Here is an 11,181-nt window from a genome sequence, read left to right as displayed (position 1 = left end):
GATTTCGTGGTTTGTTTTCAAATATTGGGCTGTCACCTCATTGATACCCCAAAATTGAAGGCTTTGTTCAGCAATATTTTAGGTAATAGACCATTCATTGGTATTTGTCGACAAATAGGTCGATTTACCTGATAAGGCAGAAGAAATCATCGATTAATCGATTCATCCGCTCATCAGGGAGTTTCGCCGTGAAAAACAGCAGATTGGTAGATTTTCTAACTGAAATACTATTCTTTATATTAGTTTGGACCTGAAAATCAGACGTATGCCATCAATCACCTCCAAAAAAAATCTTTCTTTCCTAGTTCACATACTGGGATGGCTGATGCTATGTATAGTCCTTATCCTACTATCTCCTCTATCCTGGAGAATGGGAGAAAATGAATTGCCCACAGCTTTCTGGTACAAACAGGTTTTCTTGGTAGCAGTTTTGGTATCCATCTTTTACACCAATGCCTCGATTGGTGTTCCCAAAATATTACTCAAAGGAAAAAATTACATATACCTCCTTTTGGTAATAGCTGGAGCTGTAGTCTTTTACTTCACAATTATTTATTTCGAGCAACTCATCAAGTACCCGATGAGAATGCACGAATTTTTTAACCCTGACAAACCATTCGTACCTGGAAGAAGATGGCTGCCTGGAGACGTATTTCAACTTCTACTTTACACCGTTTCTATTGGCTTGAGTACTTCTTTGGCACTGGTTCAAAAATGGCAAAAAGACGAAACTGTACGACAGGAACTGGAAAAACAGCGGATCAACACAGAGCTCTCATACCTTAAAGCTCAAATCAATCCCCACTTTTTCTTCAATACATTAAATAATATCTATTCATTAACCAATCTGGATATTAAAAAAGCACAGGAAGCTTTATTGAAGCTTTCCCGGATGATGCGCTATGTGCTTTATGAAAATCAAAAAGAATCTACTTTGCTGAGTAAAGAGGTAGATTTCATCAGAGACTATATTGAATTGATGAAAATGAGATTGACTGATAAAGTCACCTTAAATATCAGTATGGACGAACCCAAAAACAACCATACTATTGCTCCAATGATGATTTTACCTTTTCTGGAGAATTGTTTCAAACATGGAATCAGCTCTCAACATCCCAGCAAAATTGACATTAAAATGGAAATCATGGGAGACACCTTATTCTTTGAAACCAGAAATCAGATTTTTCCTATCAATCAGGATAGCCCAGAAGCAAAAGAAAGTGGAATAGGATTAGTCAATACCCAGAGAAGACTAAGTCTATTATATCCCAACAAACACCGCTTGAAATTTGGCAAAGTTGAAGACAAGGACGAATATTATGTCAATCTGACAATCAACTTGGAATGAAACTCAAATGTATAGCCGTAGATGATGAGCCACTTGCTCTCGAACTAGTATGCAAATACATACAGCAGACGGCTTTTCTTGACTTGGTTGGCAAGTTTTCCAGTGCCATTGATGCGCTGGCATTTCTAAATAAGGAGGAGGTTCAATTGATTTTCATGGACATCCAAATGCCCGATCTTTCCGGAATGGAGCTCGCAAGGGTGCTAGATGGCAAAAAGACTTCGGATAAAACCAGAATTATTTTCGCTACGGCTTATCATCAATTTGCAATAGAAGGATATAAGGTAGACGCTTTGGATTATTTGCTTAAACCTTACAGCTATGAGGATTTCCTGAATGCTGCTACCAAGGCCTATAATTACTTTGAAAAGCTGGAAAACAAGATTCCAAATCCGGCTGCTACTCCGACAGAGAGCAGTCCCGAGTATATTTTTTTGAAAGTAGAATATCAACTGGTCAAAGTAATGCTTTCAGAAATCACGCATGTGGAAGCATACAAGGACTATGTGAAAGTTCACTTAAAATCAAAACCCAATCCACTACTTTCTCTGACCAGTTTAAAAAGCATGGAGGAGCTTTTGCCCACTTCCAAATTTATGCGGGTGCATCGCTCCTTTATCATTGGATTGGATCATATAGAGTCCGTTTCAAAAAACGTGATCACCATCGGCACACATCACATCTCTGTGAGCGATAATTACAAGGAACCCTTCTTGGAGTTTATGGGGAAATGGATGAATTGATTGGGGAAATCTGAAAGCAAAAATTAGAAGTCTGAAAAACGGTAGCGTCACTGCGAGGAGGAACGACGAAGCAGTCTCATAAATCTCATCGGCGCAAAGTTTTAATCTCCCGCAAAGGATGAAAGAGGCAAAGTATAGTAGGCAGTAGCAGTAGGCAGCAGGATACTTGCTTGTTACAAATCTAAAGTCGTCACCTCGAGGAACGAAGCGGTCTCAAGGAGACTAAATTCTAAAATCAGATAATTGAAAATCGTCCGAAAAGAATAAAGATTTTTTTAATCCTCTGTGAATTCTTCCCTTAGCTCTGTGGTTAGATTTGAAGCTCGCAACGGCGCAGCGACGCAGAGTTTTTAATTTCCCGCAAAGGATAGAAGAAGCAAAGAAAATTTAAAGTCCCCCTCAAGTCTAACTTTAAAAATTATATCCGCGAAAACCTCTGCGGATTTTGCGTCTTTGCGGTAAAAAAATAGATCAAATGATCAACTTGCACCTCTGGTGCTCCAAACAGGTTTAATTGCTCAAAGCCTCGGAGAGGCATTTTGATTGTAGAAAATTGAAGTGAGAATAAACAAGAGCTTCGGAGAAGCGATTTGAAATGAAATTGGACTCCATTGCTAAAAAAAGCTCACAGCGGCGCAGCGACGCAGAGTTTTTAATCTCCCGCAAAGGATGAAAGAGGCAAAGTAAAGTAGGCAGTAGCAGTAGGCAGCAGGTTACTTGCTTGTTACAATCTAAAGTCTTCACCGCGAGGAACGAAGCGGTCTCAAGGGGAATAACTTCTAAAGTCAGAAAATTGAAAATCGTCCGAAAAGAATAAAGATTTTTTTAATCCTCTGTGAATTCTTCCCTTACCTCTGTGGTTAAAAAAAGCTCGCAGCGGCGCAGCGACGCAGAGTTTTTAATCTCCCGCAAAGGATAGAAGAAGCAAAGAAAATTTAAACTCCCCTTCAAGTCTAATTTAAAAAATTATATCCGCGAAAACCTCTGCGGATTTTGCGTCTTTGCGGTAAAAAAATAGATCAAATGATCAACTTGCACCTCTGGTGCTCCAAACAGGTTTAATTGCTCAAAGCCTCGGAGAGGCATTTTGATTGTAGAAAATTGAAGTAAGAATAAACAAGAGCTTCGGAGAAGTGATTTGAAATAAAATTGGACTCCATAGCTAAAAAAAGCTCACAGCGACGAAGAGTTTTTAATCTCCCGCAAAGGATAGAAGAGGCGAAGAGTATATGAAGCTATGTTCCTGTGTTCTCTCTGTGGTTTTTTAAATTGCTCGGGGAGGCAGGAAAAGTTATTGGTTATTAATGCCGCCCCACTATTCCAAAGGCAAGATGGCTTTCCTAGTTCTAAGTCTGACTCTTTGAGCATCAAAGGAAAGTAGGATAAAAATAACCTTATGCCCTGCGCGTCTCAGCGGTAAAAATTATCTAGCAGCGACGCAGAATCACAGAAATCAAGCCTTTTTCTTGATTTATTTATTCTATAACCAACTACACTGTTCTTAATTTTTTAACTTTACTTCATGACCGAATCTCAAAAACACTTTTTGCAATTAGCTATAGAACTGGCTCAAAACGGGATGGAAGCAGGGCATGGCGGACCTTTTGGTTGTGTGATCGTCAAAGACGGAAAAATCATCGGAAAAGGCTCAAACAGCGTTCTTAAAAATAACGATCCCACAGCCCACGCAGAAGTAGTCGCTATTCGGGATGCCTGCAAAAACCTCCAACATTTTCAACTCGAAGGCTGTGAAGTCTACACTTCCTGCGAACCTTGCCCCATGTGCTTGGGAGCTATATTCTGGGCCAGGCCGAGTAAAGTTTTTTATGCCTGCACCAAAGAAGACGCAGCCGATGCCGGTTTTGATGATGATTTTATCTATGAGGAAATCAAGATAGATCCTACGCAACGCAAAATTCCCATGCTCAACGGAATGCGGAAAGAATCCCAAAAAGTCTTCGAGCTTTGGAAGAAGAAAGAGGATAAGAAGGTGTATTAGAGATTAGAGGATAGAATTTAGAAGCGAGAGGCTAGAAGCAAGAAAAAACCCGATCCTTTCAGACCGGGTTTTTCAGATTTCTTACTTTATACTTCTGCCTTTATCTTCTTCCCATTCCAGGCATCATTCTGCTCATAGCAGCTTTGGCTCCGCCCATTTTGTTCATTTGCTTCATCAACTTGCGCATATCGGCAAATTGCTTCATTAAATTATTCACTTCTGTAATCGATCTACCAGAACCATCTGCGATTCGCTTTCTTCTGCTGCCATCAATTACATCCGGGTTTTCTCTTTCCAAAGGCGTCATACTGCGAATAATCGCTTCGATCGGCTTAAATGAATCATCATCTATATCCAATCCCTTCATCGCCTTACCCATTCCAGGGATCATCCCCATCAAGTCCTTGATATTTCCCATTTTCTTCACCTGCTCCAGCTGAGATAGGAAGTCATCAAAATTGAAGTTGTTCTGACGAATTTTAGCATTGATCCGCTTGGCTTCGTCCTCATCAAAAGACTGCTGAGCACGTTCCACCAAGGAGATCACATCACCCATACCCAGAATTCGCTGGGCCATACGATCCGGATGGAACACATCCAGATTCTCCATTTTTTCACCAGTGGAAATAAACTTGATAGGCTTATTGACTACGTGACGGATGGAAATAGCAGCACCACCACGAGTATCACCGTCTAATTTGGTCAATACCACCCCGTCAAAATCCAGACGCTCATCAAATGTCTTGGCAGTATTCACAGCATCCTGACCTGTCATGGAATCCACCACAAACAAGGTTTCAGATGGTTTCAAGGCATTTTTCAAAGCCTCGATTTCATTCATCATTTGCTCATCTACTGCCAAGCGACCCGCGGTATCGACGATTACCGTCTTTTTCCCGCTCTTCTTCGCATAGGCAATCGCATTATTGGCGATTTCCAGCGCATTTTTATTCTCAGGCTCGGCATATACTTCCACGCCGATCTGCTCACCTAATACTTTCAACTGATCGATCGCAGCAGGACGATAAATATCGCAGGCAACTAGCAAGACCTGTCGACCCTGCTTTTTCAAATAGCTTCCCAGTTTTCCGGTAAAGGTTGTTTTACCAGAACCCTGCAAACCGGAAATCAAAACAACCGCAGGCTCTCCGCTGAGTTTGATATCCGCCTTGGTACCGCCCATCAATTTGGTCAGCTCCTCTTGGGTGATTTTCACCAATAATTGACCCGGAGATACAGAGATCAACACATCCCGCCCCAAGGCTTCAGTCTTGATGGTATCGGTGACTTCCTTCGCTACTTTATAGTTAACGTCAGCATCGATTAGGGCTCTTCTGATTTCCTTAACCGTGGTTGCAACGTTGATTTCGGTGATTTTTCCGGTTCCTTTCAGGGTTTTGAAAGCCCGGTCCAGTTTCAAACTTAAATTATCAAACATGTGGTTATTCCGCTATTTGCTGCAAAAGTACTAATTTTCACGCCCGAACGAAAGCCTAAAAGACGCTAATCCATCCACTTTTCAGTTCTTCTTTGCCTTTTAATTCCTAATTTGCATGCTTTCTGTTTCATATACGAAAATCAATTCATGCAGCTGAATTTTCAAAAACAAATCCTCCCGCATCTAATAGGCGTTGGGGTGTTCTACTTACTGATCGTTTTTTACTTTTCTCCATTGGTTTTCGATGGAAAAGTCATCTTTCAAAGCGACATACTTCAATGGGAAGGTTCTGCCAAAGAAGTCTTGGATTATAGAGCGGAGACTGGCGAGCAGGCACTTTGGACCAATTCCATGTTTGGAGGTATGCCCGCTTATTTTATCAGTTTGGAATTTCCCGGCGACATCACCAATGCACTGGTATCTGTTTTGACTTTAGGTCTTCCTCACCCTATAAACGGGCTGTTTTTCGGAATGCTGGGCATGTATGTCTTATTGTTGAGTTTTCGTGTTCGACCCATATTCGCCATTGCGGGAGCTATTGCTTTTTCATTTAATACCTACAATCTACTTTCACTCGAAGCAGGACATAATGCTAAAATATGGGCTGTATGCCTAATTCCGCTGATTCTTGCAGGTATTCATTTGGCTTTTGAAAAGAAGCATATTTTGGGAGCCGCTTTATTGGCTGTCGGACTTTTGCTACAACTTAAATTCAATCACCTTCAAATCACTTATTACACCTTAATCGTCTCTGTGATTTATGTTTTAGTGAGGCTTGCTTTTGATTGGAAAAAAGAAGGAATCGCTCCTATTGCAAAAGCGATTGGATATTTAGCTATTGGAGCCATTTTAGCAGTTGGCGGGAATTTGGGAAGACTGGCTACGGCCTTGGAATACAGTCCTTACTCAACCCGCGGAAAAGCGACTTTGGAAACGGAGTCCGCCGGGTTGGATAAGGATTATGCATTCAACTGGTCTAATGGTAAATTGGAAACACTCACTCTTTTGGTCCCTGATTTTTACGGTGGCGGAAGTCAAACTCCTCTTCCCAAAAATTCAGAGGCTGAAAAGGCCTTACGAAGCAATGGAGTGGATCCTGCGCAAATCAATGGATTTATTAAATCTGCTCCAACCTATTGGGGCGATCAGCCATTTACGGGAGGTCCTATCTATGGAGGAGTGATTTTGATATTTCTGGCAATCCTGGGTTTTTGGGCCGCTCCTAAGGAAAGTTTGATCGCTTTCGGAGTCATCATCATTTTTTCACTGATGCTTAGCTGGGGCAAGAATCTAGCTTGGTTTAATTATCTCCTATTTGATGTACTTCCGGGATACAACAAGTTTAGAGCTGTGTCCATGGCATTGGGAATGACGCTTTTTGCCATTCCTGTCTTGGGAATGATTTCTCTGGAAAGGTTGGTTCAAAAAGGTGACTTGAAACCCTTGTACCTATCGGGTGCCATTGTAGGAGGCCTGGTATTGCTTTTGGCGGTAGCTTCAGGTGCATTTTTCCGTTTTGAGGGGGCAGTAGATTCAAGCTTACCGGATTGGTTAGCATCCGCTTTACAAAAAGACCGTAAAGCCATGCTCTCTGCATCTGCCTGGAAAAGCTTTGGCTTGATTGCAGCTGCTTTTGCCTTGGTTTATTTCAGAATCAAAGGAAAAATATCGGACATGATTCTGGGAGCAGCATTGATTCTATTAGTCAGCATAGATTTGTGGAGTATCAATAGAAGGTATTTAAATGAAGAATCCTTTCAGGGAAATCCATCCAGACAGTTTTTCGCTGAAACTCCTGCAGAAAAGGAAATCACTGCAGATCCTGGATACTTCAGAGTTTTGAGTCTAACGGAGTCTTTGACGCAAGGAGCGAGAACCAGCTATAGGTTATATAGCTTAGGAGGATACCACGGTGCTAAATTGAGACGATATCAGGATTTGATTGATTATCAATTGCAGGATGAAATTCAGGCCTTTGTTGGAAAAGCTCAGGAGGGTAATTTTGCTTGGGAAAGCATTGGAGTTATCAATATGCTCAACACCAAATACCTGATAGCTGGACAGGAGGCTAATGCTGTTTTTCAAAATCCAGAAGCAAACGGTCCTGCCTGGGTACCGCTTCAAGTTTCTTCTGTTAAAAGCAATGAAGAAGAAATAAAGGAAATTGGGGAGATTGACACCAAAACCCAAGCTACTCTGAATACAAGTGAGTTTGGATCTGTTGGTGCAGGAGTAGGACAAGTGACTTTGACCTCTCAAAGCCCCAACGAACTCCGGTATCAAGCGGAAATGGATCAAGGAGGATTGATTGTTTTCTCCGAAATATATTATCCAGAAGGCTGGACCGCTACCATAGATGGAAAGGAAACTCCTATCCTGCGAACCAATTATTTATTGAGGGGGTTGGATGTTCCTCAGGGCAGTCATGAAATAGTCTTTACCTTTGCACCGAGTAGCTATCTTTCCACAAAAACTCCAATGATCATTTTCCAGTACCTTATACTGGCAGCTTTGATCGGTGGAGTAGTGATGACATTCAAAGAGAAAAATGGAAGATCCTAAAGATAAAGTAGTCAGTTTTTACGACCAGTTTTCCGAAAAGCAGGAGAAAACCGGAATCAATTCCCGGCATCTCAGCATTTTGGATAAGGTAGTAATGGCTGGTTTGAAATCACATCACCGAGTTTTGGAAGTTGGTTGTGGGATCGGAACAGTATCTTATTTACTGGCCAATTTGGTCAAAGAGGGAGAAGTTTTGGCTGTAGATATTTCCCCGGAAAGTATCGAAAAAGCCAAGGCTATATGGAAAGATCAAAGCAACCTGAAGTTTGAAGTATCTGATATGTCAGACTTTCATAAAGTCGGAGAAAGCTTTGATTTCATAGTATTCCCAGATGTATTGGAACATATCCCAGTGGACCAGCATCAAAGGCTTTTTCAGACCATACAACAACATGCAAACCAAGACTCTGTAGTTTTTATACATATTCCCTCGCCGCGTTATCTTCAGTGGATGATTGAAAATGAACCGGAAAAACTACAGGTGATCGATCAGCCTTTAGACTCGGGAGATCTGATCAAAAGTCTCACAGCAAATGGTTTCTATTTGGAGAAAATGGAAACATACTCCGTTTTCTACGAAGAAAAAGACTATCAATATTTCGTTTTCAAGGCTACCAAACCTTTGGAAAAATCAACTCCCCGCAGCAAGTGGGAAGTATTAAAAGAAAGAATCAGCATTCGCCTGAAATACGGCATAATCAAATAAGAAATGAAAATCACAGAAAACGCAGTGGTAGGATTAACCTACGAACTAAAAGTTAGCAAAGTAGAAGATGATATAGAATCCGTGCCATTCAGCGTGGAAGTGAGAGATGAAGAAGATCCATTCTACTTCCTTTTTGGACAAAGTGGACTTCCGGAAAAGTTTGAAGAATTATTAGCCGGTAAAAAAGAAGGCGATGATTTTAACTTCAGCCTTACAACAGAAGAAGCTTATGGAGAGCCTGATGACGAATTGTTGATCACTCTTCCCAAAGAGCAATTTTCAAAAGAAAGAGGCTTTACAGAAGAAATGATCAAAGAAGGAGAGTTTTTACCTTTGATGGATGAAAACGGTTATTCCATGCAGGCAAAGGTTCTCAAGGATTTAGGCGAGAATTTATTATTGGACTTTAATCATCCATTGGTAGGTTTCGATCTGCACTTCGAAGGCAGCGTGATTGAGGTGAGAGAAGCTACAGAAGATGAGCTTTCTCATGGACATGTTCATGGAGAGCATGGAGAACATGAGGAAGGCTGAAAGCTAAATTCAGAATGCTAAATTTTGAAAGCTGAAAAATAGACAATTGGCAGTACCGACATTCGATTTGGAAGTATTTGCTCAAAACCCTTCAAGGGATATTTAACCTTTGGAGGGTTTTTTATTTTTTCAAAAGCATCACCTTCTCTTCATCCCAAAGCAAATACACACGATCGCCGACCTGGTATTTTCTGGCAGGATCATCCACCTCCCAGATATCTCCACCATTTTTTAATTGGATTCGAAGAGAATTGTAATGAACCAAAAAACGAGAGTCTATCACATGGCCCAACAAACCTCCCTTAGTCCTCAATTTGACTTCATTGGGCCTTAAATAATTATTGATCCTGTCTGGAATCAAATTGATTGGAGAGAAAAGGCGGGCCACATATCTTGTTTTCGGATGCTCACAAAGTTCTCGAGAATTACCCTTTTGTATCATTTTACCTTTCTGAAGAATGATCAGGTTATCAGTTAATCTAAGCGCATCATCCAAATCATGGGTCACGAAAATCACCGAGGAATTCATTTCCTTCAAGGATTTCCCCAAATCTGCTATTAATTGATGCTTTTGAATGGTGTCTAAAGAGGAAAATGGTTCATCTAACAATAAGACCTCAGGTTCAATGGCCAAAGCAGATGCTATAGCTACTTTTTGTTGCTGTCCCCCTGAAAGTTGTCTGGGTAGTCTTTCTCTGAATTCTTCCAGCCCGAACTGTCGAAGCAAGGTTTCAAGCCTGCTTTTCGCATAAGCTTTATCATAATGCAAAAGAGGCCGGAGTATATTTTCCTCCACCGAACTATTAGGATATAAGTGATAATCCTGATGGATCAACTTGACTTCATCATATCCAGCAACCAGCTTTTTCTTAGGGTTGAGAATTTTTTCACCATTTAATAATACTTCACCCTCATCCTCTGTCTCCAAACCAGCCATGATTCTTAGAAGTGTAGATTTACCAGAACCACTTTCACCTACTATCGAAATGAAATCTCCCTTTTCCATCTGCAATGAAAAATCTTTCAAAGCGGGGATAGACTGGTATGATTTACTGAGTTTGGAAACTGAAAAAAATGTCATGGCAGGATTTCGGCTTTTAACTTTTTTGGTAAGGAGGCAAATATCAACTCATAAGATTGGTCTGCCAAATCTAAAATCAATTGATCGGGAACGTCACCTAAAACAGACACTGAATTCCACAGCTTTTTATTCATATGGTATCCCGGAGTAATTCCAGAAAAGCGTTCTCTTAGCTCAATAGCTTGTTCAGGATCACATTTTAAGTTGATAAAATCAAACTGCTCGATATCCGTTATCGCAAAAATCTTCCCTCCCACTCGAAAGCAAAGCGTGTTGGCATCGAAGGGAGTATCTTCTGATACACCCGGTTTGGCAAGGCAATATTCTCTGAAATAGGCTAAAGTCAATGATTTTTTTTTATGGATATCCGCTTTCTTACCAATATTGACAAAAATATGGCTTATTGTCTGCTGAAAGGATCAGAATCCGGTGACAATGCCTGAAAAAAGTTGACACATTTTGTTGGGACGATAAACCAAATAAGATGACAAAAAGATTTCAACTTAAAGCTCAGCGGATTTTCAGTGAGGATTTGCGTAAGCAGATTGTAGGTCAGATAGAACGGAAAGAGTTAACAGTTCTCCAGGCTGTTCGTGAATACGGAATAGGCGGAAAACAGACTGTATATACTTGGCTTTACAAATATTCGACTACCTTGAAGAAGGGGACAAGAATGGTTATGGAAAAAGACAGTCAGGACAATAGGGTTCAGGTATTAAAAAGTAGGATCAAGGAGCTGGAAGCTGCTTTGGGACGTAAATCACTGGAGG

General features: G+C 40.8%; 10 protein-coding genes. 7 read left to right on the top strand and 3 right to left on the bottom strand.

Features of this window, described 5'->3' with window-relative positions; translation table 11 throughout:
- The first annotated feature begins 265 nt into the window (after positions 1 to 265).
- From BM073_RS17365 to BM073_RS17355, 3 genes are all read left to right on the top strand, one after another.
- Entirely contained in the window at positions 266 to 1,348 is a 1,083-nt protein-coding gene (locus tag BM073_RS17365; protein WP_245756456.1) for a sensor histidine kinase, read from the top strand.
- Positions 1,345 to 2,091 (top strand): LytR/AlgR family response regulator transcription factor, encoded by a 747-nt coding sequence (locus BM073_RS17360; protein ID WP_091655608.1) that lies wholly within the window; start codon positions 1,345 to 1,347, stop codon positions 2,089 to 2,091. The genes BM073_RS17365 and BM073_RS17360 overlap by 4 nt, the downstream gene beginning before the upstream one ends.
- Positions 2,092 to 3,613: 1,522 nt before the next feature.
- A complete protein-coding gene (locus tag BM073_RS17355; RefSeq protein WP_091655607.1) occupies positions 3,614 to 4,090 on the top strand; it encodes a nucleoside deaminase in 477 nt (158 codons plus the stop codon).
- Between the two features lie 100 nt (positions 4,091 to 4,190).
- Here the strand turns inward: BM073_RS17355 and ffh are convergent, their stop codons facing one another.
- Positions 4,191 to 5,528 (bottom strand): signal recognition particle protein, encoded by a 1,338-nt coding sequence (ffh, locus tag BM073_RS17350; protein ID WP_091655606.1) that lies wholly within the window; start codon positions 5,526 to 5,528, stop codon positions 4,191 to 4,193.
- A 147-nt stretch (positions 5,529 to 5,675) separates the two neighbouring features.
- Here ffh and BM073_RS17345 point away from each other — a divergent pair, with 147 nt between their 5' ends.
- From BM073_RS17345 to BM073_RS17335, 3 genes are read left to right on the top strand one after another with little or no spacing between them, the layout of a single operon-like run.
- Positions 5,676 to 8,090 (top strand): YfhO family protein, encoded by a 2,415-nt coding sequence (locus BM073_RS17345; RefSeq protein WP_091655605.1) that lies wholly within the window; start codon positions 5,676 to 5,678, stop codon positions 8,088 to 8,090.
- A complete protein-coding gene (locus tag BM073_RS17340; protein WP_091655604.1) occupies positions 8,077 to 8,796 on the top strand; it encodes a class I SAM-dependent methyltransferase in 720 nt (239 codons plus the stop codon). Before BM073_RS17345 ends, BM073_RS17340 begins: the two co-directional genes overlap by 14 nt.
- A 3-nt stretch (positions 8,797 to 8,799) precedes the next feature.
- On the top strand, positions 8,800 to 9,330 hold the full coding sequence (locus tag BM073_RS17335; RefSeq protein WP_091655603.1) for an FKBP-type peptidyl-prolyl cis-trans isomerase: 531 nt from the start codon (positions 8,800 to 8,802) through the stop codon (positions 9,328 to 9,330).
- A gap of 121 nt (positions 9,331 to 9,451) precedes the next feature.
- Here BM073_RS17335 and BM073_RS17330 read toward each other — a convergent pair whose 3' ends face one another.
- Both BM073_RS17330 and BM073_RS17325 read right to left on the bottom strand, forming a co-directional pair.
- Entirely contained in the window at positions 9,452 to 10,411 is a 960-nt protein-coding gene (locus BM073_RS17330; RefSeq protein WP_091655602.1) for an ABC transporter ATP-binding protein, read from the bottom strand.
- The gene (locus BM073_RS17325) at positions 10,408 to 10,758 is read right to left on the bottom strand and encodes an MmcQ/YjbR family DNA-binding protein (protein WP_091655601.1); all 351 of its coding nucleotides are present in this window, start codon (positions 10,756 to 10,758) and stop codon (positions 10,408 to 10,410) included. The genes BM073_RS17330 and BM073_RS17325 overlap by 4 nt, the downstream gene beginning before the upstream one ends.
- A 137-nt stretch (positions 10,759 to 10,895) precedes the next feature.
- On the opposite strand from BM073_RS17325, the gene BM073_RS17320 reads away from it, so the two are divergent.
- Positions 10,896 to 11,181 (top strand): transposase (locus BM073_RS17320; RefSeq protein WP_139217523.1); only part of this gene is annotated, 286 nt, incomplete at its 3' end.

The organism is Algoriphagus ornithinivorans (assembly GCF_900115305.1).
GTDB lineage: Bacteria > Bacteroidota > Bacteroidia > Cytophagales > Cyclobacteriaceae > Algoriphagus > Algoriphagus ornithinivorans.
The sequence above is the reverse complement of the archived record's forward strand: the minus strand, read 5'-3'. Positions and strand labels throughout refer to the sequence as shown.